Genomic DNA, 25,207 nt, shown 5'->3' on the forward strand with positions numbered 1-25,207 from the left:
TAGCTTTCCGTTATTTTGTTTGGAGTCGAGATGAACCGCTCAATTCACGCGGGTGTCCTTAATGTGGGGCACTCACTTAATCATTATTTCTTGCTCATTTTTCCTTCTGTCGTACTAACGCTGCATAAAGAATGGAACATGAGTTACGCCACACTACTTCAAGTAGGAAGTGCAGCCATGTTGGTTTATGGCGTGATGTCGCTACCGGCTGGTTGGCTAGCGGATCGTTGGAGCCGAAAAGGCATGATGATCGTTTTCTACTTTGGGATGGGCATCTCTGCGTTACTTACCGCTCTCGCGCAAACGCCATGGCAAATGGGATTGGGGCTTTGTGTCATTGCCTTGTTTGCCGCGATTTATCATCCTGTTGGTATTGCACTTATCTTCAGCTCTGCAAACAAAACAGGCAGGGCTATCGCGGTAAATGGGCTGGCAGGCAACTTAGGTTTGGCATTCGCGGCAATAGGGACCGCTTTGTTATGCCAATGGTTCTCTTGGCAAGCCGCATTTTATATTCCAGGTATCGTATGTTTGCTAACTGGCGTTATGTACTGGTTTGCATCGAAAGACGTTACCGGTATCGAACATGTGAAAAATATACGTGACGACGTAACGATACCTTTGCGACAACTCAAAGTGCTGTTCGCTTGTGTGGCGGTGATTGTCTTCTTCGGTGGTTTGGTCTTTCAATCTACTACGACCTCGTTACCAAAAATCATGGACGTACAGTTTAGCCAATCATTGAGCCTTTCAAGCACGTTGACCACCTCTATTTTTGTCTGTGCTGCGTTTATTCAGCTTGTTGTGGGTGAGTTGATAGATCGTGTTGATATCAAGAAGCTGCTCGCCTGCATTACTGGTGGGCAGCTGTTATTCCTGCTATTGGCGACGGTTACTCATGAATGGTCTTTGGTTCTGGTGTTTGTTGGTTTGATGTTGTGTACGTACGCGCAAATACCGGTGAACGATTGGCTTATTGGCCGTTATTCCGATGCGAAATGGCGCTCTAGGATCTACGCCGTTAAGTACACATTAAGCTTTAGTACCGGACCTATCGCGTATTGGCTTATTGCTTCTACCTATGCCCATACACAAGAGTTTGTATTGATGTATTTCATCCTTGCCGGTGGGATGGGGATCGCACTGTTGAGTGCTACGTTAATGCCTTCGTCAAGCAAAAGAAAGCCGGCTAGCACCATACTAGTGAAACAGTGAAACAAAAGGGAGCGCGTCAGGCGCTCCTTATCTCGATCCGTGCTTACACAAAGAGTAAGACCGAAAACACAGTTTGAAAGAATGAACTCACTCTAGATTGGTTGGTTCTTACTGGTTCTGGTTTTGGTGTATTTCGATGGCGCTCGGCACTTAATGTATAGTAAGAGTAGTAAATGGTATTCATATTGACCTCCTGTATGACTTTAGAGATAGTATGAAAGTCTAATTGGGAACAAATAACGAACACATGAATATGGATAGTTCATCTTTTAAATCTGCCTCGCATTTGAGCCGCTTACGTCAATTGAGTCGGCACTATCAAACTCAGGAGAGAAAGCCAGTCACCATCGCATCACTAGCAGAACAACTACAATGTAGCGATCGAAATGTCAGTAAATTGATGGTGGCAATGGAATCATATGGTTGGGTGACTTGGGCTCCGGGTAAGGGGCGGGGAAACGTGTCCACGCTCACACTACTTGTGACGTTTGAAGAGGCGTTAAAGCAGGCATTAGAAGAGTGGGTTAAAGCGGGAAAAATCAACCAAGCACATCAACTTGCAGAGCAGTTTGATGGCGAATTGGTGTTTCAAGAAAACTTGCCTCTGTGGTTGGGTGATGCGCAAACCGAACTGAACAAGCAAAATACCCTGGTTTATATCGCACCTTATCAATTACCAGAGTGGCGACCACATCAAGCTCACTCTGTGCGTTCGGTGATGCTAATAGATAGCATTTACAATACACTGCTGCGTTTTGACCCTCACTCTCAAAGCATCTTGCCCGAACTTGCGCACGCATTTGAAAATAAGGGAGACCATGTTCGAATTCGCTTGCGCAGTGACGTAACCTTCCACAATGGTAAGCGATTGAGCGGCACTGATATTAAAGCGAACTTTGAGCGAAGATTAAACGAGGCTCATCCGTTTTCGGTCCTGTTTCGCCACCTTGATTCTATCAATGTCGAAGGGCAATGGGTGACGTTTTATCTACGTCAAAATGACCCTGTATTCCTCAATTTATTGTGTGACAAACACACGGCAATTATGGATTGTGAACAGCCACATAAGCCTATTGGAACAGGTCCCTATTATGCGGAACGATTGGAGAGTCACCATTGGACACTCAAAAGAAATCCTCGGTATTTTGGCATTGGAGGGTTGATTGATATGGCTGAATTTTGGTCATTGTCACCCTGTAGCAAAGTGGGTCATGCGCACATTCAGCAAATGCAGCGCGCGATTCATCTTGATAATGTCGGAAATGATCACAGTAAGCAAAATGGTTGTTCTGTCCTTCATTTTTTCTACCACAAAAACCAATTGAGCAAGCAAGAGCGTGCTTGGATTGTTCATCACTTTAGAAAGCATGCTGATCAGCGCGTAGAGTTAGCAAATAGTCTGATGAACGAGCACCAAGACAAAGGTTTTCACCTGTTTGAAAGCCAAATGACAAAGCCAAAGCGTCCAGTGGTGATCGAAATTCGTGAGAACTTAAAAGCAGAGCTTGATCCACTCATTGAGATACTTTCCGAGCTTGGTGTTGAGTGGACGATTCAAAGCCCAGACGACGAGAAACGTGCGATCGCTGATGTCGGTTATGGTTGTTACGTATTTGGCGATGACCGAGCTTATCAGTATTACGAGTGGATGCTTGCCAGTGACGCGTTTACTCGATGTTTGAGCGAGAAAGAGAAAAACAGTTTAGTGCAGTTCGTTGATGGATTGATGCGTGAAAGTGAAGACAGTCATGGATTGCTAGAGAAGCTATTCCGAGCGGAGGATTGGTTGATACAGAACTACCATTATGCGCCGCTTTGGAGAGAGCACATTGTCTACTCTCAATCTGAAGAACTACATGGAGCAGAAACTGACCGAATGGGTGTGATGTCTTTGAAAAACATGTGGCTTGAATAGGGACTGCAGACACTAAGAATACAACAATGTGAGAAAACAAAAAGGAGCGCATTGGGCGCTCCTTTTATTCATTTATAGCTCAGTGAATGTTTGGTATGACTACTGAACCGCTTTGGATGCATACCAGTTGTTTTGGTACGCCTTAGAAGCAAATAGTGCATTGGCTTTCGCGCGTTCAATAACGGCTGGATCAACTTCCATCGGCTCCATGGTTTGTTTATCAAAATCGTATTGCATTGTTGATACTTTCTCACCCGGAGAGAATACAACAAGGTTATCTCGGGTTAGGTAACCAAAGTTCTTGTCATATTGCATCATTGCACGTTCATCTTCACGAGCCAAAGGCTTAGTCAGGTCACGACCGATCATCGGTGTTTTTGCATCGATACCAATCAAAGACAGCAGTGTTGGTGGCATGTCGATGTTGTTTGCAATGCGGTCATCTTTGCGCGGTTTGATGTCTTTACCAATGATTAAAGCAGGAATGTGGAAGTGCTTCACTGGCACCAAGTTAGCACCGAATACACGAGCATCATGGTCAGCAATGACGATGAAGATAGTATCGTTCCAGTAAGAAGATTTTTTCGCTTTATCAAAGAACGTACCAATCGCATAGTCTGAGTATTTAACGGCATTATTGCGTGTCATATGCTCAGCATCGTAAGGTTCAATCTTACCTTCTGGGTATTCGTATGGGCTGTGGTTACTCGAACTGAAGACCAAGCTAAAGAAAGGCTTGTCAGTTTTCGATAAGCGCTCAAACTCTTGGTCCGCTTTAGTGTAAAGATCTTCATCACTTACACCCCAAGAGCCAACAAACTCAGGGTTCTCATAGTCTTTTTCTTCCACAATCTGGTCGAAGCCGTTACCGAAGAAGAAGGTTTTCATGTTATCGAAGTTTGCTTCACCACCATAAATAAACTCAGTGTGGTAACCGCGGTTTTTCAGTAAGTCAGCAATAGTAAAGAAACCTGTTTGGCTTTTGCTTAGTTTTACCACTGCACGTGATGGTGATGGTGGGAAACCTGTTGTCACCGCTTCGATACCACGAACAGAACGCGTACCCGTTGCGTACATCTGAGTGAACTGCCAACCTTCATTCATCAACTTGTCGAAGTTAGGTGTAAGAGGAAGACCACCCAAGGAACCAACGAATTGAGCGCCCAAACTTTCTTGAAGCAAGATAACCAAGTTCTTTGGCTTTCCTTGATATGTTGCTTGGTTGCTGTTCATGGTTGGAAGTAAAGATGGATCAAAATCAGACTTAGCAGAAGAAGCGCGAACGATGTCGAGCATCTTCTGATCATCCATTTTTCCGTAAAACTGCTCTGCGCTCTTTTCTGACTTCATGTTGTTGACAGCAAACAACAGTGAATAGGAAGAGTTGAGTGCTAGATCGTTCATTAGAGGATCATTCGAAAATGCCACCATTGCAGGGTTAAGAGGGCGGTGACCCAAAGATGAACGAGCGCCAGCGACACCAATCAGAACCACTAAAATTGCAAGAACAGGACGCCATTTCCAGTTTACTTGCTGAGCATTATCCGTCAGCTTCTTACTCCATTTCCAACCTAAGAAAAGCGTAATAACCGTACCAAGCGTGCCGATGAACAGTTCTAACTTGTAGCCAGTCCAAAGCATGCTGAATACTTCTTTCGGATAAATGAGGTATTCCACGAACAAACGGTTCGGACGAAGATCGTATTCTTGTATAAACGGAGCGGTAGCGAGCTCCATGTATACCAAGATCCATAGACCAACGACCATCCAACAACGGAGTAACCATTTCCAGCACTCACCAATCTTACCGGTCACCGGTAACAGCGCAGATAGTAAGCCTGGCAGGATAAACAACCAACAAATCGTTGCAAAATCGACGCGTAAACCCTGACCAAGAATGTAAATAAGGTCGTTAAAAGATTCGATCCGGTCAGAGAGCCAAAAGGCTAATAAAATCCGCGAAGTGGACAAAAAGACAAGCGAAAATAGCGCAAATACAGCAACAGGCTGTAAAGGCCCAAAGGTGGGCTTTTTCATAAATATTCCCTAATTTACTGATGTGTTTGGTTTTTATGATGCGTCTTGTATCAAAGAAAACGTGAAACAAACGTGAAATATAAGGCTTATCTATAAATTTAATTGTAATGATTGGTACGGCTTTGTAAGGAGGCGTAATGCGATACTCAACTATACGAGTAGTGATTTTTTGAAACTCAACATTTGGAAGTAAAAACCAGCAGAGAAGAGAATAATTTGCGTTAGTTATTATTTAACGTTAATCACAAAAGTAGATGCGTTAAGCCTCTTTCATTCGTGTTTTACTGCATCTTTGTTAATATCGCCGATTTATAAAATATAAATATAACGAGTGAGTTAGAAATATCTTTCGAGCTTATGACTGAAATGCAATGTGACGCAGTCGGATCAATGTACGTTTTGGCTTTGAATTAAAATATGGATTTTAAAATGCAAGAAACCAGCAGTATGCCTTGCGAAGAAGTGTTAGATAAATCGTCTTCTGATGACGCGCCTACTCAAAAAATGAAAGTGGCGTATCCAAGAAAACCAATTTTTGATTGGTTTTTAGCTTTCAGTACTCTCGGCTTTTACACAAACTTTTGGCTCTATCGCCGTATTAAAGAAATAGACCAACTATCCGCTAGAAACTTCAAACCGTTTTTATGGTTTTTTGTTCCTTGGCTGGCGATTTTCCAATACTTCGCATTTCGCAGCTTGGATCGCACGCTTTGTGAACTCGAAGAGGATAATAAGAACCTCAATGTTCGTACCGTTTATTACTTAGGTGCATTAGGGTTCTTGTTATCAACGATTTACTTCTCCCTAACTTCGCAGTGGGCAACACCCTTATGGCTAGATTTCGTTGCATATTTACTTACTGCTACTTCATTTACTGCTTTTTCTTATCGAGTAAACAATTTCAAACGTCAGCGAAGCGATATTGAGTTTACAGGCAAAAAAGGTGGTTACCATCCTTTGGAATGGTTGGTCGTAATCATTATGACACCGGGTGTGCTGTTGATGTATGGCGTGATGTACAACAATTCCGTAATGAAAGACAGTTTAGAAGCGTACCCAGATCAATCTACTTACATTGAACAGGGACAGGATTTTCAGCTCACTTTCCATGGTGCTAATTGGCATCGTTTAGAGATTGGTACGTACAGTGATGGCTCAGCGTTAGCAGAGTTTGCGAGTGAAGAGTTTGGTTCTTACCTAATCGTGTTTAATAACCGAGAGCTCCAGGATATTAACGAGCACATGCATGAGCGTCGTCAATGGATTGATGAGGAGATTGGTGCGTCTCGTTGTGTAGAGTCACGCAGCTTTGTCGGTAACGATTTTGCGCTCAAGGTAGAGTTAGTCTGCACCAAGGAAAGTGGCTCAATGTTAGCTTCGGGTTACGTGACTTTGCTTCACTCTGGTGATAATAGCTATGAGCTAATGGGAATCCTAGATCAACCCGCTAAAACTTACTCTCAGAGAAAACCAGAGTTTGCAGCGATGGCAAAGGAGTTCACATTACAATGAATTTAACTCAGTTATTTAGCCTAGTCGCTATTGCTGGATCGTTAGGTGTGCATGCTAACGAGTATCCCCAAATCGACTGGAAGTTATCACAAGACGGTCTACGGGACGCGTTAGCTCTCATCCCCAAAGATAAATCACATTCTGCAATGGCTCAGCTTTTACGTGAAACTAAGTTTAATGTTCGAGCCGACGTTGTTAGAAAAGAGCAAACATTAGTCAACTACTTTCCAAGGTTTGTCGACGTTGAATCGCATGGGACGATGGGGCTGTACTTTGACCCTAATTATGAAAAAGTGATAATCAAAGCGGCTGCATCAGTTTCACCAAACGGAGTGATAAAGCAGATTGACCCATCTCAAATTCAGGTGCTAGGTACAGGCGTTTATAACACCTTTTCCAGTCAAAAAGAGATCGCTTTAGCAATCCCAGGCTTGGAAGAAGGTAGTATTGCTGTCTTGAAGTATGAAATCATTACTCAACGTTCAATGATGGAACATGATTGGGCTGAAGAGCTACATACACAACGTAGCTACCCAATGGATAGTTTCCGACTCGATGTCGTGTGGGATGAGGCTTCGCCAGTTTATTGGGCAAATGACAGCGAAGATGTGAATTGTAAACAGACCAATTCAACTCTCTCATGTTTGGGGCACAATATCGCTGCTTTTGATGGTGATTATCAGGTTAAGTGGCGTGATGCTATTAGTCGCATTGCTTTGGGGTCTATGAGAACATGGCAAGATGTCGCGGATCGCGCGTCGACCACCATGAACACAGCGTTTAGAGATCAATCGGGCTTAGAGCCGCTGTTTCAAACATTGACTCATGGCGCAATCGACACTGATGAGAAAATTAAACGCATTTTGAGCTTTGTGTCTCGTGATATTCGTTACGTTTCGCGTTCAAAGTTCGGTCATGCGATGACACCGCATGACCTTGCCGAGACGATTGAAAACCGCTTGGGTGACTGTAAAGATAAATCTGTTTTGCTACTCGGATTATTGAATAAACTGGGCTTGGACGCTGAGTTAGTTTTGGTCGCAACAAAGCAAATCAAAACAGAAGGGGTATTGCTGCCAACAATGACGGCATTTAACCATGTAGTTGTTTGTTTTGAGTATGGTGAACAACGTTATTGTGTAGACCCAACTGATACACAAACCAATTGGCAGTACACACCTGAGTGGATTCAAAGCAAAGTGTCTCTTCCATTGACGCAAGACGCTCAACTTGGACAAATGCAACAAAGCCGTTACCGATGGAAAATGAATACTGACACCGTGATTTTATTTGATGATTTTGGTGGACAAAAAGAAGTTCAAGAAAGGGTTTACGTCGGTGAATATGCAGGGTTGGTGCGTGCCAATTTGTATGAACTGGGTGAAGCTGAACGTATCGAAAAATTAACGGATGAATATTCCGAAGTGGTAACAAGCATCGGCAACCCCGAATTTCAGGTCAAAAATCTCGACACTATGTCGACTCGAACCGTTGTCCGGTCTGAGTCGGTCATCGAGCCGTTTATAGGTGTGGAAGAAGAGCTTCAATATGAAGAGCATGATGCATGGATCAAGAAGGAATTGGTTGACCTGAAAATGTACAATGAGAAGTACCCTGCACTTTTCCATGGAGTGAGAGTTGTGTCTGATGTGTATTACGATACTAACAATTTATGGGAAATTACGGATATTCCTCCAACTCTTGAATTGACCCATTCTTTGGGCTCGCTAACACGCAGCGCAGAACTGATTTCGCCGACTGAATTGTCCGTAAGAACAATACTTGAAGTGAGGTCTACAATGGTCGAAGTGTCTGAGAGAGAGCGCTTCAATAAGATGCTTAATACATTTGCAGAGCAGTCTCTAATTAAGTTCTATGGCAAAGTGTTAAAGCAGCCCTAACTAAAAATGAACAAAGGAGCTCAAGTGAGCTCCTTTGTTCATCAGTTCAATACAAGTTCTTTAGCATCAAGTTCATTCGTAGTTTGATTGTACTTCTTAATCACTAGCGCCAAGCGAATCAGCATTGCAATTGCCGCGGTAGTTAATCCTGTCACGATACCAATCCAGAAGCCTTCTTCGCCCATAGCAGGAACGATTTCATCGGTGATACCCAGCAACATACCCAGTGGAAGTGCCAAGCCCCAGTAAGCAAGAATTGCCAGAATCATTGGGATCTTAGTATCTTTGTAGCCACGCAGAGCACCGTTTGCAGAGGTCTGCAGTGCATCGCTGAATTGGTACATCGCAGTAAACATCAGCAGTGTAGCCGCTGTTGCTGAAACCACAGGATCTGTGGTGTACAAACGAATGATCCACTCTGGGAACAGCAAGAAGAAGCCGACTGAAATCAACGACAGTAGCGCGGCAGTAATAATGCCTACCAAACTGCGGTGAGAGGCCGTTTCAAGCTTTTGTTCACCCAATGCATGACCAACGCGAATCGTGATACCAAATGAAAGACTCATTGGGATCATGTACGTCATGCTAGAGATATTCAGTGCTATTTGCGCCGCTGCAACGTTCTCCGCACCGATACGACCAATCAACAGGGCAATCACCGCGAAGATACTGCCACAAACCGCAATGTTTAAGCCAATCGGCATCCCGAGTTTGAACAGCTGTTTGATCTCTTGCCATACTGGTTTTAATTCTGCGAAGTGAAGAATGTTTTTATAGTGGTGATGGCTCTTGATGTAGCTAAACAGCAGGGCCGACATCAGCCAGTAAACCAAGCTAGTAGCCCAGCCACAACCAACCGCACCCAGAGCCGGCATGCCGAATTTACCGTAAATCAGAATGTAGTTAACAGGGATGTTTACCAACAAACCAATCACAGAAATCAACATCGGTGCGCGAGTGTTGTTCATCCCTTCGCAGAAGCCATTCAAAGTGTAGAAAAGCGCAATGCCTGGAACACCAAACGCCAACGCGACAACGTAATCACTCGCGATAGGGATGATCTCAGGTGCAACACCTAAGCCAACGAGAATGGTTTCCCCAAGTAGTAAGTAAACAATCAGAATCGCACTGACAAACGCAGACAACCAAAGCATCTGAATAAACGCGATACGCACGTTATTTAAACTTTGTGCGCCGCGGTGGTAAGCCACAACAGGTGTTAATGCCATGATGATGCCGCGAAGCAATAGCGAAACGGGTAGCCATAAACTGGTGCCAAGTGCGATCGCAGCAAGGTCGGCAGCACTCACTTGTCCTGCCATTGTGGTATCGATAAAGCCCATCGACTGAGTGGCAAGTTGCATCAGAATGATAGGGACCGATAGGTGTAACAAAGCGCCCGATTCTTTAAAAAAGCGAGAAAAAGAGGAAGGTTTGTTTTGCATGGAAGTAATTAAACACCAATATCAATGCACCAGTGGAAGCAGGATAGCGTTGTGCATTGTAGGGTGTGCCGCGTAGGCACGCGCAATATACGGATTTTTGTTCTTGCGTTCAATATGTAATTTAGATCACAAGAAAACGATTGCGAGAGCTTTTAAAGTAAATATCTATCGCGTGAATGCATTGTGTTTTTTACTGCTGATTTTTAGATGAAAACAAGCAATTTTAGACACACTCGTTTCAATAATCATCAGTTATTATTCCGCTTTTCGACGGTTGCACAGCTTTTTATCTGACGTCTCAATTTATTTATTGTCTGATTATTTTCTTGGTGATATTTATCGCCTTAGTTTAGGCAATGTATGGAATAAAGAATGGAAGCCGAGCAATTAGAAGTACTCAATTTCATTAGCCAATACCCACCTTTTGATGATTTACCGGAAGAGCACCTAAGAAACATCGCAATGAATGCCGAAGTCGCCTATTACCGCGCAGGGACGGACATTCTCAAGAAAGGCGATGACATTCGTGATTTATACATGATCCGTAGTGGTGTGGTGGAAATCTTCCGCCGTAAAGGGGAGTTGTACAACCGTATTGATGCTGGTGGTTTGTTTGGACAAATGGGGTTGTTGATGAACAACCGTGTCCGTATGCCAGCCAAAGCGATTGAAGACACCTTGGTTTACTGCATTCCAGAGAAGATCTTTACGGAGCTATGTGACGAGTTTGAGAACTTCGCCGATTTCATGGAGTTGGAAGACAGCGCGAGGCTGCGTACCGCTGTATCAAACCATTCAGATGGGAATGACTTTACGACTGCGAAAGCGCGCAAGATCTTAAGTCGTGAGCCAGTGACGCTAGAAGCCAGTGCAACGGTTCGTGAAGCGGCGATCTTAATGGCAGAAGAGGGCGTCACTGCGCTTTTGATTGTCCGCGCGCAAGAAGACATTACTGAAGACGACGATGACCAACTGCTTGGTATCTTGACCGAGAAAGATCTGTGCGTTCGCGTTTTAGCTGAAGGTCGAGACAGCGATATTCCTGTAAGTGAAGTGATGAGCTACGACGTTGTGTCGCTCGATTACAGTGCTTACGTGTTTGAAGCTATGCTGACAATGCTGCGTTACAACGTCCATCATCTTCCAATCCTAAAAGATAAAAAGCCGATTGGCGTAATCAGCATGACGGATATCGTCCGTTATGAGTCGCAAAACAGCTTGTTGCTAGTGAGTTCTATCTTCCAGCAAAACTCGGTAGAAGATCTCAAAGCGGTATCTAAACAAGTGAAAGACTGCTTTGTCCGAATGGTGAGCGAAGACGCAAATGCGCACATGGTTGGACGAGCGATGTCGGTTATTGGCAGCAGTTTTAAGCAAAGATTGGCAGAGCTAGCAGAGCAAGAAATAGGTCCTGCGCCCATCCCGTATTGTTTGTTGGCGATGGGCTCCATGGCGCGTGATGAACAGCTTATCGTCACAGACCAAGACAACGCGCTGATTCTAGACAACAGCTACGACCCAACATTGCATGGTGAGTATTTTGCTCAGTTCGCGAAATTCGTTTGTGATGGATTAGCCGAGTGCGGTTACACCTACTGTACTGGCGACATTATGGCAACTAACCCACAATGGCGTAAAACGCGCTCAGAATGGGAAGAGTGCTTTGCGAACTGGATTGATAATCCAACGCCAGAACGCCTTCTGCATAGCAGTATTTTCTTCGATTTACTTGGTGTACATGGACGCGTGAAATGGGCTGAGCAACTGAGCGGGTTCATTGTCCGTCGTGCTAAGAAGAACAATCGTTTCTTGGCTTGTATGGCTTATAACGCAATCCGTCGTACACCACCACTAGGCTTCTTCAAAGACTTTGTAATGGAGAAAGACGGACGTCATCGCAATTCCATCAACTTGAAGCGTCGTGGTACCGCACCAATGGCGGATCTGATTCGGGTGCACGCGTTGGCGATTGGCTCTCGTTCGCAAAACTCGTTTGAGCGTTTGGATGACATCAACAATGCGGGCATCTTACCGAAAGGCCGCGGCATGGATTTAAAAGACGCTATGGAGTTGATCTACATGGTGCGAATCCGACATCAAGCGCTGGATATTGAAAATGGGGAAGAGCCCGATAACAACATCGAGCCAGAAGAAATGTCGGAGTTTGAGCGTCGCAACTTAAAAGCTGCATTCCAAATCCTAAGCAACGCACAGAACTACATTAAGTTCCGTTACCAGAGAAGTGGCAAATGATGTGGTTTTCTAAACAGAAGCAAGATAGTCGAGATTTGCTTGATACCAGCCAGACCCCCGATTGGGCGGTTTTCTTCGAGCAACTTTCCGAACAAGCGAAAGATACTCGATTAAAACGTTATTACTCTACGCCTATTGTGAATGGTGATACGCCACTAAAAGAGGTACCGTTTGTCTCCGTCGATTTTGAGACTACTGGCTTAAACGCAGAGGAAGACGCCATTCTCACCATAGGCTTGGTACCATTTACCCTAGGCCGCGTACAGTGCAGTGGCTCTCGTCATTGGGTTGTGAATCCAAATCGAGAACTGAATGAAGAGTCGGTGGTGATTCACGGCATTACCGATTCTGAAGTGAAGAATGCACCTCAACTTGAACAAATTCTTGATGCCATTCTTGATGCGTTGGCAGGTAAGATTGTGGTCGTGCACTACAAAAACATTGAGCGACAATTCTTCAATAATGCCTTGTTAAACAGTATAGGTGAGGGGATTCAATTTCCAGTCGTTGACACCTTGGATATCGAATACGCAATTCAGCGTCGACAATGTGAAGGTTGGTTAAATAAACTCAAAGGTAAAAAGCCTGGGTCTGTGCGACTCGGACATGCGCGTGAGCGTTACCATTTACCTGTTTATCAGCCTCATCATGCCCTTACGGATGCACTTGCAACCGCCGAGTTGTTGCAGGCACAACTGCAGTATCACTTTGACGGTGACATGCCATTGTCCGTGGTTTGGCAATAGTGGTTCGGTGAATTGACAACAAAAATAATTAGTCGTCCTGATAACAAAATGCAATGCGATATCATGGCTGTTGAGGGTAAAATTATAAAGTAGAGCAACCCTTCTAAAAGCGACACAACGATCGCACATAAGCTTTGCAGCAAGTGACACAAGAAAGTCATCACTCAGCTTCCTACACAAGCTTAATTTGAATTTAATCTAGCCACGTTTTTAAGGAGATAAATCGTGAGCACCGACAATAATGGCGGTATACAGCGCCCCGACGGTAAGGTGAACCCGATCGATACTGATTACCAGATTGGTCAGGACAACGTCGCGTTAAAAGTAGGTCCTTTCGGACTTGATATTCACAACCGTGTGTTTGCTATTTCAGGCATGTCGATCATCCTGTTCGTAGTGTTAACACTGACTTTCCGACAACAAGTAGAGCCGTTTTTTGCGGGTTTGCGTGGTTGGCTTGTATCTAACCTTGATTGGTTCTTCCTATCTGCGGGCAACGTGTTTGTCGTGGTGTGTTTGATTCTGATCGTAACGCCACTTGGTCGCGTTCGTATCGGTGGTACAGAAGCAACACCAGACTACACTTACGCGGGCTGGTTAGCGATGCTATTCGCGGCTGGTATGGGTATCGGTCTGGTATTCTTCGGCGTATCTGAGCCTATGTCTCACTTCAGTGCTGCACTTGGCGGCGTGAACGTTGAGAATGGTATCCGTACTGACTGGGCTCCATTAGGCGCAGCAGAGGGGGATACCGCGGCGGCATCTGCACTAGGCATGGCAGCGACGATTTACCACTGGGCACTTCACCCTTGGTCAATCTACGCACTGTTGGCTCTTGGTTTAGCGATCTTCTCGTTCAACAAGGGCTTGCCTCTAACGATGCGTTCTATTTTCTATCCTCTTTTCGGCGAGCGAGTTTGGGGTTGGGTTGGTCACGTTATTGATATCCTAGCCGTTGTTGCAACTGTGTTTGGTCTTGCGACTTCTCTTGGCTACGGTGCATCACAAGCAGCAACGGGTCTAAACTTCTTGTTCGGCATCCCGATGACAGAGACAACGCAAGTCGTGCTTATCGTGATCATTACGGCATTAGCGTTAATCTCGGTAGTTGCGGGTTTAGATAGTGGTGTAAAACGTCTGTCTGAAATCAACATGGGTTTAGCAGCACTATTGCTATTGTTCGTGATCATCGTGGGTCCAACGCTCGCAATCATGACGGGCTTCTTTGAGAACATCATGTCATACCTTGCGAATGTTCCAGCACTATCGATGCCATTCGGTCGTGAAGACGTGAATTACTCTCAAGGCTGGACGGCGTTCTACTGGGCATGGTGGATTTCATGGTCACCATTCGTAGGTATGTTTATCGCGCGTGTTTCTCGTGGTCGTTCCGTTCGTGAGTTTATCGTGTGTGTAATCCTGATCCCATCAACCGTGTGTGTATTATGGATGACGGCATTCGGTGGTACGGCGATCAGCCAATACGTGAACGATGGTTACCAAGCGGTATTTGATGCAGAGCTTCCACTTAAACTGTTCGCGATGCTAGATGTGATGCCTCTGTCTCAAATAACCTCTATCGTGGGTATTATTCTGGTTGTGGTGTTCTTCATCACATCAGCGGACTCTGGTTCTCTTGTAATCGATACGATTGCAGCGGGTGGTAAAGTGGACGCACCAACACCTCAACGTGTGTTCTGGTGTACATTCGAAGGTTTAGTTGCAATCGCGCTAATGCTTGGCGGTGGTCTAGCGGCTGCACAAGCAATGGCGGTAACAACTGGTTTACCATTCACAATCGTATTGTTGGTTGCAACGGTATCTCTAGTGAAAGGTTTAATGGATGAACCTCGCCCAACATCAAAATCAATGAAGAAAGCGAAAGCGTAGTTTGAGCGTCTTTCATAACAACTAAAAAAACGGCACGTCTCAACGTGCCGTTTTCTTTTCTGAATTCTTCATATCTAGCCAGAAATTGGCTACGACTTTCTTCCTGTTCAAAGCTTTTTTTACGCCACAATATCGATAATGTGCAGCGCATCTGTCTAAAAATACTCTTAACCCTATAAATACATTAGAGCTCAAACTATTTTTAAAGTCATCTGCACTTTGCCTTCGTGCGATCTGGATCAAATAAACGGGTATTTAGAGCTGGTCAGTTTGATTTTTATGCACAATCGGTGTGCATAATAAAAAGGAAATTTAATTAGTGTACGAAGGATATGTATCTACATATGATTACCTCAGCACCTTGGGTGATGTATCCAGAAATTGGAGAAGACCCAAGCAAAAAATGGATTTTTCGTGAACCTGTCGTGTCTGATGGCGACGACATTTATGGTTTAATCGCAGATTGTCCGCCGCTCGATATGAACTCTTCATATTGTAACTTCCTCCAATCTAGCCATTTCAGCAAAACCTGTGTTCTCGTTGAGCACAAAGGTGAGATCGCTGGTTTCATCTCTGGTTATCAGAAACCGGATGAGCTCAATGTATTGTTCATTTGGCAAGTCGCCGTCGCACCGCGATTTAGAGGCAATGGATTGGCTTTCAAAATGCTCAAAAACATTCTTGACCGAGAAGGTCTCGAAAATGTTACTGCCATTGAAACCACGATCACCAAGGCAAATGATGCATCTTGGGCATTATTCAAAAAGCTTGATGCGCAAAATGGCAATGACGGTGAAGTGACCACCTTCTTGGATGAAGATAAACACTTTAAAGGCAAGCACGATACTGAATATTTGTATCGTATCCCCCTCAAATAAACCCACTAATAGGAATCAAATAACGGTCTTATCATGGATATTTTTAAAAAGCAGGAATCCAACGTACGTTCATACTCAAACAGTTTTCCGGTTGTTTTTCGTAGTGCGAAAGGTTGCTGGTTAGAAACAGAGCAAGGTGAACGTTACCTCGACTTTCTTGCTGGAGCGGGATCTCTCAATTACGGTCATAACAATCCAGTACTTAAGCAAGCGTTGCTTGAATACATTGAAATGGATGGCATTACACACGGCTTGGATATGCATTCAGAAGCAAAAGCCGCCTTTCTTGAAGCGTTAAACCAATACATTCTTCAACCAAGAGCGCTGGACTACAAAGTTCAATTTACAGGTCCAACGGGAACTAACGCTGTTGAAGCTGCCATCAAACTCGCCAAAAAAGTAACGAGTCGTAGCAGCATTGTGGCCTTTACTAATGGTTTTCATGGCTGTACGGCAGGTGCGCTTGCAGCGACGGGTAATCAACACCACCGTCAAGGAGCGGGATCAAGTTTAAACAACGTCACGCGAATTCCATTTGAAGGCTATGCGGGTATTGATGGGCTGAAATTATTTGAAACCATGCTGACTGACAATTCGGCAGGCATAGACAAGCCAGCGGCCGTTCTACTGGAAACCGTGCAAGGCGAGGGCGGTTTGAATGTTGCCTCCAACGAGTGGCTGCAACGACTTAGTAAGCTGTGCAAAGCTCACGATATTTTACTGATTGTTGATGACATCCAAGCAGGGTGTGGTCGCACAGGTACTTTCTTTAGCTTTGAGCCATCAGCTATCAAGCCGGACATGGTGACGCTTTCAAAATCTATTGGCGGTTATGGTCTGCCAATGGCGATTGTTTTGCTCAAACCTGAATTAGATAAATGGAAACCAGGCGAGCACAACGGCACGTTTCGCGGTAACAATCATGCTTTCATTACGGCAACCAAAGCGCTAGAAACCTATTGGTCGACGAGTAACTTTGAAGCTCATATCAAATCTTGTTCCAGCAAAGTCGAGAGCGTGATCCAACGTTGCGTACAGCGTTATCCTGAGCTGTTCGTGCAGCGTAAAGGTCGCGGCATGATGATTGGTATTGAATGTAAGAGTGGTGACATCGCGGGCAACATTGCAAAAACCTGTTTTGACAATGGTATGGTCATTGAAACCGCTGGCCCAAATGATGAAGTGGTGAAGTTTTTCTGCCCATTGACCATTTCTGAAGCCGAACTTACCCAAGGGCTTAATATCTTCGAGGGCTCGGTAGAAGCCATCGCAAACAAACATTTCAAACAAGCATCATAAATAAGGAACAGATCATGATCGTTAGAACACTCGACGAGTGTCGCAATAGCGAAAGGCGCGTGGTATCGGATAACTGGGAAAGTGTCCGTATGCTCTTGAAAGATGACAACATGGGCTTTTCATTTCACATCACGACCATCTATGAGGGTACGGAAACGCACATTCATTATCAGAACCATTTGGAATCTGTATTTTGTATGAGTGGAGAAGGTGAGATCGAAGTAGTCGGCGGTGAAACGTACCCAATTAAACCGGGTACGCTATATATTCTAGACAAGCATGACGAGCACTATCTACGAGCTTATAAAAACAAAGAAATGACCATGGCTTGTGTGTTCAACCCGCCCATCACAGGCGCAGAAGTTCACGATGAAAACGGCGTTTATCCTCTCGTTGATTAACCCATTAAGGTTTTAAAGAGGCGAGGTTTCGCCTCTTTTTCTTATCCATTCTTTCAAATTACCAACCATTAAGGTCCATCATGACACTTACCGTAGAAAAGATCGGCGGTACATCGATGACAGCATTTGATGCTGTGCTCGACAATATTCTCCTTCGTCCACAAAATCCATATAACCGTATTTTTGTTGTCTCTGCTTATGGCGGAATGACCGATGCACTATTGGAATGCAAAAAGACCAGTAAACCGGGTGTCTACCAATTGATAGCCAAACGAGATGAAGCGTGGCAAGACGCGTTAGCGTATGTTGAAAGCCGTATGCTCCTGACCAACGAGCACATTTTTGCTGACCCGATGAATCGTATGAGAGCTGATAAGTTCATTAGGTCTCGCATTTCAGAAGCAAAAACTTGCGTGACTAACATCCTAGAAACTTGTCAGTACGGGCAGTTCTCTCTGCGTCATTACTTACCTCAAATCCGCGAGTTTCTCTCTTCAATTGGTGAAGCACACAGTGCCTACAATACGGCATTAAAGCTCAAGAACATGGGGATTAATTCGACTTTTGTTGATCTGTCCGGTTGGGATAATCAGCAACCTCTAAGCTTGGATGACACAATACATGAAGCCTTTGAAGGGATTGATGTTACCCAAGAACTTCCAATCGTGACAGGTTACGCGTACTGCAAAGAAGGGTTGATGCATACGTATGACCGTGGTTACAGCGAGATGACTTTCAGCCGAATTGCAGCAACAGTCAAAGCCGATTTAGCCATTATTCATAAGGAATACCATTTAAGTTCTGCCGATCCAAAAGTGGTCGGTGTCGACAGTGTCAATCCGATTGGATTTACGAATTATGATGTGGCTGATCAATTGGCAAACCTTGGTATGGAAGCTATTCACCCTAATGCCGCCGCAGGTCTTCGCGAAAGTGGTATTGAATTGCAGATCAAAAATACCTTTGAACCTGAGCACAAGGGAACTCTAATCTCTGCGGATTACCGTCCGGAAAGTGACCGCATTGAAATTATTGCGGGTAAGCAGAAAGTATTTGCGCTTCACCTGTTCGACCAAACCATGGTTGGAAAAGTGGATAATGTCAGTTACGAACTGATGGAAATCATTGCTGATGCCCGCGTCAATCTTATCGGTAAAGAGATGAATGCGAATTCAATAACGTATTACCTAGGTGGCAGTGTCGATAGCTTAAATAAAGTGCTCTATAAGGCGGAAAAACGCCATCCACGAGCTTCTATTACCGGCAAAATGGTTGCGCTGATTTCTGCGATTGGCTCTCAAATTGATACTAACAAAACACTGGCGAAAGGCGTGTTAGCCCTGATGAATCGCGGAGTCACACCGATAGCACTCCATTCATCAATGAGAAACGTGAATGTGCAGTTTGTCGTCAGTGATGATGAATACCAACAAGCGATTTGCGCATTACATGGCGAGTTTTTTGAACAAGACCGCGGAGCGAAAAAATCGGTGAATGTTGCTTAATCGACTTGCCTGATCATGTTGCAGTTTTAAATACGGGGGGATCTCTATTTGAAACTGCTTAACTGAATACATACTTTAAACTTCGCATGATAGTAGAGAATACAAGTGTAAATAATGACTTTGAGCGTCGTTTATCAATCAGTTCTTCTATCACCACTGTGTCGTCTTTAGTTAACCTTGCTCGCCAAATTAAGCACCAAATGACCCTAACACGATAACACTGGTTGTTAATGGTCATTGGGGCATTTCTAAACGCAATAGCATAAAGCCGTTTTGAATAGAGGATCTCTTCGCCAATTCGCAAGGTAAATCTTGTCGACAGGCGGTGATATTCGGCAGTGACGAGTATGCCATCGACATAATGTGATTGTGTTTGAACGGTTTTGAATCCCATCTTGCTCTATCCTTAGACCTCGAACTTAATCCAACGAATCGACATATTATTGGAAGTTCGTACAAAAAGATTCAATTACATTGTATTTCTTAATAAAAGTAGGGTGAGCGCATGCGATGAGGTATGCAACGGTTAGGAGTGGCGGCATATATTGAGTCGACGCAAGGCAGCTTAGATGCAATCGCCCCACGAGCTTTTGTATCCAGCTATCTTGCGGGCAATTGGCTGACAAAGCGCTTGAAAATGGAGAGTTCTCGATGAACCCATTTGGGGATTATTGAGATAAGATAATGCCTTCGGGGTATCAGCATGAAGGTCAAACTGAAAAGCCTTATTTTTGCTAGATGAGACGGTTTGTTGGAATGGTTTGATAACCAAGCAAAGGAGCCGATCATGGCTCCTTTGTTATTCATTTACGACCGAGTTAGATATTTGGGCGAGCAGTCTCGTTAGTTGAAGGAGGTAGGTGAGGAAGAGTCACCTCTGGTTGATCACCGGTTAACGAACGTAAGAATTCAGTGATTTTAACCGATTCCTCTTTCGTCAGCTTCTGACCAAGCTGAAGGTCAGCCATCATTGCTACTGCTTCTTCTAGATCCCAAACGGAGCCGTCGTGGAAGTACGGGTAGGTGAGTTCGATGTTACGCAGTGTCGGTACTTTAAACACAAACTTATCGAAATCATTCCCCGTGATCGCTTTGCGCCCTATGTCTGGGTTGTCTGTTGCAAATGGCTTCACTAAGCCCATTTTTTGGTACATTTGCCCGCCAGCCAATGGACCACTATGACACGCTGTACAACCTTTTGCCTTGAATAAGTTATAACCCTCGACTTGCGCTGTTGTTAGTGCATTGTCGTCGCCTTTCAACCAAAGATCGAACGGCGCATTTGGTGTACGTAACGTTTGCTCAAACGTCGCAATCGCATCGGTTACATTATCGATGGTGATTGTCTCACTGCCGTAAGCTTCTTTAAACCACTCACGATATTGAGGAATCGATTTTAGCGTATCGATAGCCAATTGGTGAGTGAATGCCATTTCGAGGGGGTTCTCAATTGGACCTGCTGCTTGTTCCTGCAAATCTTTGGCGCGTCCGTTCCAAAACTGAACGAAGTTTAAGTCTGAGTTAAACACCGTTGGTGAGTTGATAGGACCAATCGCCCATTTATGACCAATGGAACTTGGTAGGTTATCGACGCCACCTTTTGCGATGTTATGGCAAGAGTTACAAGAAATGGTGTTGGAGGCGGATAATCGAGGTTCAAACCACAACGTTTTACCCAGTTCTACCTTTTTCGCATTAAGACCAGCAACCGGTTCGATCACCTTAATGGGTTCTGCGGATTGGCGCTCAGCATAAGCACCGAAAGATAGGACTGACAAGACGCTCACTGCTATAAGAGTTTTCATAATAACTTCCTTTTTAAGTGATTTTTTCACTCTCACTAGGGCGGCGTACTTCTTATTGGTACGCTCTGGAAGTCACGGTATAGCAATCGTTTTTTTCTATAAAATGCAAAAAATCGATGGTTTTTATGGCAAAAAACGATGTTAAAAGCGAACAAAGTTTGCACGATTTGATTTTGCTTGCTTTTAGTGGTGGTGGTTACTTTTTATTTACAAATATGTAAAGAATATAAACGAATGGTTCGTTGATTTAGGTCAATTATGCAATTAAGTGAGAACCATAGGAGGGAGTCCCTAGCAAAGTCCACGATTGAAGGTTTTATCTCGCTAGCTTAGGTTGGATAGAGGATATTTAACAACTAACAACTCCGATGTTTAGAGTTATTCCATTTTAGGGATTTTGCTCTAAATCTAGATGGGCTTTTACATTTCAATTTCAATAAAGCTTGGTCATTGATCATGTTTTTGAGTATGCGAATTATTATCAGTTATGCATCTTATTGCTTATTGTCTAATTTGATGGTGTAACGTCACTGCAGCACGTATTGAGCGTACTACGCTGATTTTCTGTCTTTTCGTGTTGACAGTTTGGTACTAGGTAAAAATCAACAAGACTATGATTTCAAGGAACATTCTATGTTAAAGAAACTACTAAGTTGTTGTATCACCTCGGCACTCTGTTTCCATTCTTCTCTCGCTTTTTCGCAATCGACAGAACTCCCAAATGATGCGGATTTAGCGCAGACACCTGCGTCACTGATGCTTGCGCCTGAAGACGTCGCCATCGCTGATCGTTATATCGTTGTATTTCATCAACCTCAAATGATGATGAATAATTCACTTGAATTACAGCAGTTCACACAACAATCAGTGGACCGAATGTCTGGTTTGTACTCAATACAAGTGGAATCAGTATTCGACAATTCGATCAGCGGTTTCGTTGCGACGTTAGCTCCTGAACAGCTGAAAGCGTTACGTGCTGATCCACGTGTTAAATACATCGAGCAAGACAGAATTCTTACACTAGACCCAATAGTCTCGGCAGAAGTAAACCAAAGTAATGCAATTTGGGGGTTAGACCGAATTGATCAACGTAGTCTGCCTCTCAATAACAATTACAGCGCCAACTTTGATGGAACGGGCGTAACGGCTTACGTTATCGATACGGGTGTGAACAACTCGCACGTTGAATTTGCCGGACGCTCCATTTCGGGATATGACTTTGTCGACAATGATGCGGATGCCAGTGACTGTAATGGACACGGCACACACGTAGCGGGCACGATCGGCGGATCTTTGTATGGCGTGGCAAAGAACGTGAGCATTGTTGGTGTCAGAGTGCTTAGCTGTTCTGGCTCAGGTTCAACGTCTGGCGTTATTGCGGGTGTTGATTGGGTAGCTGCCAATGCATCTGGTCCTTCGGTTGCCAACATGAGTTTAGGTGGTGGGCAATCTGTGGCTCTTGATAGCGCAGTGCAAAGCGCAGTTCAGTCCGGCGTTAGCTTTATGCTTGCAGCTGGTAACTCCAATGCTGATGCCTGTAACTACTCACCTGCGCGTGTTTCTTCTGGTGTTACTGTCGGCTCGACGACGAGCTCTGACGCACGTTCTAGTTTTTCAAACTGGGGTAGCTGTGTTGATGTTTTCGCTCCAGGATCACAAATCAAGTCTGCTTGGTATGACGGCGGTTATAAGACGATAAGTGGCACTTCAATGGCGACCCCACATGTTGCTGGTGTTGCTGCGCTTTATCTCCAAGAAAACAGTGCACTTTCACCAAGCCAAGTGGAAGCACTGATCGTTGAGCGCGCAACCAGTGGCAAAGTCACGGACACAAGAGGCAGTGTGAATAAATTGCTTTACAGTTTAACGGATGCCGATTGTGGTCAAGATTGTGGTGGTCCTGATCCAACGCCAGATCCAGAAGGTAAATTGGCCTCAGGTGTGCCAGTGAGTGGCTTGAGCGGTTCAACAGGGCAGGTAGCTTATTACTACGTAGATGTAGAAGCAGGGCAACGCCTAACGGTACAAATGTATGGCGGCAGCGGTGATGCAGATTTGTATCTACGCTTTGGCTCTAAGCCAACGCTTAATGCTTGGGATTGTCGACCTTTCAGATACGGCAATAGCGAGACATGTACAGTTAATGCCACTCAAAGCGGACGTTACCACGTAATGATTCAAGGCTATTCAAGATACAACGGTGTAAGCATCCAAGCAAGCTACTAGCTACTGTTACGCATAGTAGAAAGTATCGATAGCAGTAAAATACAAAGCCCACTTGTCGGTGGGCTTTGCTTTATGGCGCTGTTTTGATGACTCGTGATTGACGTTATTCAAACGCATCGCTCTTTTGTTTTAAGAACTCGATCAGTGTGCGGACTCTTAGCGGCATTAGCGCTTTCTCTTGGTACACGGCATAAATCGGTATTTCTAAATCGTGCACATCAGGTAGGATACGTACGAGATCTCCTCGCGCTAACTCTTCCTTCATCATAAAGCTCGGCATGATGGCAAAACCAAGATGATTCAGAACAAACGCTTTGACTGTCGCAGCGGTTCTCACTTGTACCTTTGGGCTGTGAATCAAACGTGTCACCTGACCTTTGTTATTGGTCATCGTAAGCTGCTTATCACCGTGAACGATATGGTGGCTAATCCAATCCAGTGTTAAGAGATCTTCAGGTATGGATACCGCCTTAACTTTGCTTAGATAGGTTGGGGTAGCGCAAAGCATATCTCGGAAATAACCAAGCTTGATTGCATATAAACTCGAATCTTCAAGGGCGGAAGAGGCACGCAGTGCAATATCACAACGAGATTCAATCAGGTTGCTGTAACTGTCACTCTCAATAATATCGAGTTTGATTTCTGGGTAGAGGTGCATGAACTCACTCAGTATATCCACCATCGCTGAGCTAGGTGTGGATATCCGAATCGTACCGCTTGGAATCTGGTTAGCATCTTGCGTTTCTGCATTCGCTTCAGATGCAATATCGCCAATCAGTTTGCATTTCTCATAGTAACGCAACCCTGCGTCGGTCAATGAAAGAGAGCGAGTAGTGCGATGCAGTAAACGTGTATTTAGCGCTTGCTCAAGTTTAGAGACGATCTGCGATACACGCGCTTTACCGATATCAAGCTCATCCGCTGCTTGAGTAAAGGATTGTTTCTCTGCCACTTTAGCAAAGACCATCATGTCATCGAGTGAAATCATATAGCTTATTGTCCGGAAGTTCTTATTATTCACTATTGTTTAGTAATAATTAACAATCAGTTTAATCAAAGGGTAATTATCTATCAATCATCAAACGATATAGTGTCTCCATCGACAGCGGGGAGCCACAGCAGCTTGGTCATCTCCGCGTTATTAAAAAGAAATTATTTAAGAATTGAATGGAGAAACCGTCATGTCAGATCGCAAAATTCTAGTAACAGGTGCATCAGGTAAACTAGGTTCACAAGTAGTAAAAGCACTGCTTGAAGAGCTAAATGTTCAACCAAGCCAATTGATTGTAACTACTCGCCATCCAGACAAACTGCAAGCGTTAGCAAGCCAAGGTGTGGATGTTCGCGAAGCAGACTTTTCTAGCCCAGAGTCACTAGAGAAAGCATTTCTCGGCGCAGACAGCATGCTGCTTATTAGCATCGACGCTTCTGGTCCTCGAACTCAAGCACACTTGAATGCTGTAGCGGCAGCGGAAAAAGTAGGGGTGAGCCATATCGCTTATACGTCGATGCCTTCTGCAGAGAGTTCGCCAGTGATGTTTGCTCATGAGCATGAAGCTACTGAAAATGCGATTAAACAAAGTCGCATCCCTCATGCCACCATCATGCGCAACAATTGGTATTTTGAAAACTTGGCAGAGTACTTCGCAAGCATTCTACAATCGGGTCATTGGTTGACGTCGGCAGCAGAAGGTCGCTCGGCTCAGTTATCACGTAAAGATTTGGCTTTTGCAGCGGCATCTGCATTAGTAAAACCAGCGCAAGGTAAAGTTATACTTCCAATGAACGGTGCACAATCTATGACACATGCGGAAATGGCGAAGGTGATAGATAAAGTGTTGGGTACATCGACCACCATGGTGAACTTGTCTGATGAGGATTACCAAGCACAGTTAGAGTCGTTTGAATTGCCTGCACCAATCGTAGAGTTATGTGTAACAATGGACAAACACAACCGTGGAAACTATTCAGACGGCACAAGTGAGGCATTTGAAAAGCTAACTGGTAAGCAGCCACAAAGCTTTGAAGCCTGGTTAGAAGCAAACAAAGCAGAGCTACAAAAACTAGCGAATGCTTAAGATGATTTGAAACTAAAAAGGGACTCATTTGAGTCCCTTTTTAAATGTCGTTGACGAGACCTTAACTATAAATTATTTATTGGTTTTAACGTATTAATAGC

At 44.4% G+C, this 25,207-nt stretch carries 18 protein-coding genes; 13 read left to right on the forward strand and 5 right to left on the reverse strand.

The genetic code is table 11. The annotated features are described in order from the left end of the window. Nucleotides 1-30 precede the first annotated feature (30 nt). Nucleotides 31-1,215 carry an MFS transporter gene (locus ABMY42_RS21565; RefSeq protein ID WP_349266778.1) on the forward strand — a complete coding sequence of 395 codons (1,185 nt, stop codon included), beginning with the start codon at nt 31-33 and terminating at the stop codon, nt 1,213-1,215. Between the two features lie 43 nt (nt 1,216-1,258). Here ABMY42_RS21565 and ABMY42_RS21570 read toward each other — a convergent pair whose 3' ends face one another. Continuing rightward, nucleotides 1,259-1,399 carry a hypothetical protein gene (locus ABMY42_RS21570; RefSeq protein ID WP_155243578.1) on the reverse strand — a complete coding sequence of 47 codons (141 nt, stop codon included), beginning with the start codon at nt 1,397-1,399 and terminating at the stop codon, nt 1,259-1,261. 63 nt (nt 1,400-1,462) lie between these two features. On the opposite strand from ABMY42_RS21570, the gene ABMY42_RS21575 reads away from it, so the two are divergent. Then, entirely contained in the window at nt 1,463-3,130 is a 1,668-nt protein-coding gene (locus tag ABMY42_RS21575; RefSeq protein WP_349266779.1) for an SgrR family transcriptional regulator, read from the forward strand. 99 nt (nt 3,131-3,229) lie between these two features. On the opposite strand, the gene ABMY42_RS21580 is transcribed toward ABMY42_RS21575, so the two are convergent. Next, nucleotides 3,230-5,167 carry an LTA synthase family protein gene (locus tag ABMY42_RS21580; RefSeq protein ID WP_349266780.1) on the reverse strand — a complete coding sequence of 646 codons (1,938 nt, stop codon included), beginning with the start codon at nt 5,165-5,167 and terminating at the stop codon, nt 3,230-3,232. 417 nt (nt 5,168-5,584) lie between these two features. On the opposite strand from ABMY42_RS21580, the gene ABMY42_RS21585 reads away from it, so the two are divergent. Further along, nucleotides 5,585-6,679 carry a hypothetical protein gene (locus tag ABMY42_RS21585; RefSeq protein WP_235612186.1) on the forward strand — a complete coding sequence of 365 codons (1,095 nt, stop codon included), beginning with the start codon at nt 5,585-5,587 and terminating at the stop codon, nt 6,677-6,679. Continuing rightward, nucleotides 6,676-8,580, forward strand: coding sequence for a DUF3857 domain-containing protein (locus ABMY42_RS21590; protein ID WP_349266781.1), 1,905 nt, complete (start codon nt 6,676-6,678; stop codon nt 8,578-8,580). Before ABMY42_RS21585 ends, ABMY42_RS21590 begins: the two co-directional genes overlap by 4 nt. 41 nt (nt 8,581-8,621) lie before the next feature. Here the strand turns inward: ABMY42_RS21590 and ABMY42_RS21595 are convergent, their stop codons facing one another. Then, nucleotides 8,622-10,025 carry an MATE family efflux transporter gene (locus ABMY42_RS21595; protein WP_349266782.1) on the reverse strand — a complete coding sequence of 468 codons (1,404 nt, stop codon included), beginning with the start codon at nt 10,023-10,025 and terminating at the stop codon, nt 8,622-8,624. Between the two features lie 372 nt (nt 10,026-10,397). On the opposite strand from ABMY42_RS21595, the gene ABMY42_RS21600 reads away from it, so the two are divergent. The 7 genes from ABMY42_RS21600 to ABMY42_RS21630 all read left to right on the forward strand — a co-directional run bounded on the left by ABMY42_RS21600 (nt 10,398) and on the right by ABMY42_RS21630 (nt 18,997). Further along, nucleotides 10,398-12,278, forward strand: a complete 1,881-nt coding sequence (locus ABMY42_RS21600; RefSeq protein ID WP_009703074.1) for a DUF294 nucleotidyltransferase-like domain-containing protein — start codon at nt 10,398-10,400, stop codon at nt 12,276-12,278. After that, nucleotides 12,275-13,024: a 3'-5' exonuclease gene (locus tag ABMY42_RS21605; RefSeq protein ID WP_009697463.1), complete on the forward strand. Its 750-nt coding sequence runs from the start codon at nt 12,275-12,277 to the stop codon at nt 13,022-13,024. The genes ABMY42_RS21600 and ABMY42_RS21605 overlap by 4 nt, the downstream gene beginning before the upstream one ends. A 225-nt stretch (nt 13,025-13,249) precedes the next feature. Then, the gene (locus ABMY42_RS21610) at nt 13,250-14,914 is read left to right on the forward strand and encodes a BCCT family transporter (protein ID WP_005446060.1); all 1,665 of its coding nucleotides are present in this window, start codon (nt 13,250-13,252) and stop codon (nt 14,912-14,914) included. A gap of 344 nt (nt 14,915-15,258) precedes the next feature. Beyond that, nucleotides 15,259-15,792: a diaminobutyrate acetyltransferase gene (ectA, locus tag ABMY42_RS21615; RefSeq protein WP_026000336.1), complete on the forward strand. Its 534-nt coding sequence runs from the start codon at nt 15,259-15,261 to the stop codon at nt 15,790-15,792. A gap of 33 nt (nt 15,793-15,825) precedes the next feature. Next, complete coding sequence (ectB, locus tag ABMY42_RS21620; protein WP_349266783.1) at nt 15,826-17,091, forward strand: diaminobutyrate--2-oxoglutarate transaminase; 1,266 nt, start codon at nt 15,826-15,828, stop codon at nt 17,089-17,091. A 14-nt stretch (nt 17,092-17,105) separates the two neighbouring features. Continuing rightward, nucleotides 17,106-17,492: an ectoine synthase gene (locus tag ABMY42_RS21625; protein WP_005446054.1), complete on the forward strand. Its 387-nt coding sequence runs from the start codon at nt 17,106-17,108 to the stop codon at nt 17,490-17,492. Between the two features lie 80 nt (nt 17,493-17,572). Then, nucleotides 17,573-18,997 carry an aspartate kinase gene (locus ABMY42_RS21630; protein WP_009697467.1) on the forward strand — a complete coding sequence of 475 codons (1,425 nt, stop codon included), beginning with the start codon at nt 17,573-17,575 and terminating at the stop codon, nt 18,995-18,997. A gap of 818 nt (nt 18,998-19,815) precedes the next feature. On the opposite strand, the gene ABMY42_RS21635 is transcribed toward ABMY42_RS21630, so the two are convergent. Then, nucleotides 19,816-20,802 carry a cytochrome-c peroxidase gene (locus tag ABMY42_RS21635; protein WP_005446048.1) on the reverse strand — a complete coding sequence of 329 codons (987 nt, stop codon included), beginning with the start codon at nt 20,800-20,802 and terminating at the stop codon, nt 19,816-19,818. 633 nt (nt 20,803-21,435) lie between these two features. On the opposite strand from ABMY42_RS21635, the gene ABMY42_RS21640 reads away from it, so the two are divergent. Further along, complete coding sequence (locus tag ABMY42_RS21640) at nt 21,436-23,028, forward strand: S8 family peptidase (RefSeq protein ID WP_349266784.1); 1,593 nt, start codon at nt 21,436-21,438, stop codon at nt 23,026-23,028. Nucleotides 23,029-23,131: 103 nt separating this feature from the next. Here the strand turns inward: ABMY42_RS21640 and ABMY42_RS21645 are convergent, their stop codons facing one another. Beyond that, entirely contained in the window at nt 23,132-24,016 is an 885-nt protein-coding gene (locus tag ABMY42_RS21645; RefSeq protein ID WP_349266785.1) for a LysR family transcriptional regulator, read from the reverse strand. Between the two features lie 193 nt (nt 24,017-24,209). On the opposite strand from ABMY42_RS21645, the gene ABMY42_RS21650 reads away from it, so the two are divergent. Next, nucleotides 24,210-25,106, forward strand: coding sequence for an SDR family oxidoreductase (locus ABMY42_RS21650; protein ID WP_050908892.1), 897 nt, complete (start codon nt 24,210-24,212; stop codon nt 25,104-25,106). Nucleotides 25,107-25,207 lie beyond the last annotated feature (101 nt).

Origin of the sequence: Vibrio sp. SSH13-20, assembly GCF_040104475.1 — a bacterium.
GTDB classification, from domain to species: domain Bacteria; phylum Pseudomonadota; class Gammaproteobacteria; order Enterobacterales; family Vibrionaceae; genus Vibrio; species Vibrio harveyi.

Coding starts and splice junctions, on each gene's coding strand:
- ABMY42_RS21600 (WP_009703074.1), top strand. CDS start 10,398: ATGGAAGCCGAGCAATTAGAAGTACTCAATTTCATTAGCCAATACCCA.
- ABMY42_RS21650 (WP_050908892.1), top strand. CDS start 24,210: ATGTCAGATCGCAAAATTCTAGTAACAGGTGCATCAGGTAAACTAGGT.
- ectA (WP_026000336.1), top strand. CDS start 15,259: ATGATTACCTCAGCACCTTGGGTGATGTATCCAGAAATTGGAGAAGAC.
- ectB (WP_349266783.1), top strand. CDS start 15,826: ATGGATATTTTTAAAAAGCAGGAATCCAACGTACGTTCATACTCAAAC.
- ABMY42_RS21645 (WP_349266785.1), bottom strand. CDS start 24,016: ATGATTTCACTCGATGACATGATGGTCTTTGCTAAAGTGGCAGAGAAA.
- ABMY42_RS21590 (WP_349266781.1), top strand. CDS start 6,676: ATGAATTTAACTCAGTTATTTAGCCTAGTCGCTATTGCTGGATCGTTA.
- ABMY42_RS21565 (WP_349266778.1), top strand. CDS start 31: ATGAACCGCTCAATTCACGCGGGTGTCCTTAATGTGGGGCACTCACTT.
- ABMY42_RS21575 (WP_349266779.1), top strand. CDS start 1,463: ATGAATATGGATAGTTCATCTTTTAAATCTGCCTCGCATTTGAGCCGC.
- ABMY42_RS21585 (WP_235612186.1), top strand. CDS start 5,585: ATGGATTTTAAAATGCAAGAAACCAGCAGTATGCCTTGCGAAGAAGTG.
- ABMY42_RS21625 (WP_005446054.1), top strand. CDS start 17,106: ATGATCGTTAGAACACTCGACGAGTGTCGCAATAGCGAAAGGCGCGTG.
- ABMY42_RS21635 (WP_005446048.1), bottom strand. CDS start 20,802: ATGAAAACTCTTATAGCAGTGAGCGTCTTGTCAGTCCTATCTTTCGGT.
- ABMY42_RS21640 (WP_349266784.1), top strand. CDS start 21,436: ATGTTAAAGAAACTACTAAGTTGTTGTATCACCTCGGCACTCTGTTTC.
- ABMY42_RS21595 (WP_349266782.1), bottom strand. CDS start 10,025: ATGCAAAACAAACCTTCCTCTTTTTCTCGCTTTTTTAAAGAATCGGGC.
- ABMY42_RS21605 (WP_009697463.1), top strand. CDS start 12,275: ATGATGTGGTTTTCTAAACAGAAGCAAGATAGTCGAGATTTGCTTGAT.
- ABMY42_RS21580 (WP_349266780.1), bottom strand. CDS start 5,167: ATGAAAAAGCCCACCTTTGGGCCTTTACAGCCTGTTGCTGTATTTGCG.
- ABMY42_RS21630 (WP_009697467.1), top strand. CDS start 17,573: ATGACACTTACCGTAGAAAAGATCGGCGGTACATCGATGACAGCATTT.
- ABMY42_RS21570 (WP_155243578.1), bottom strand. CDS start 1,399: ATGAATACCATTTACTACTCTTACTATACATTAAGTGCCGAGCGCCAT.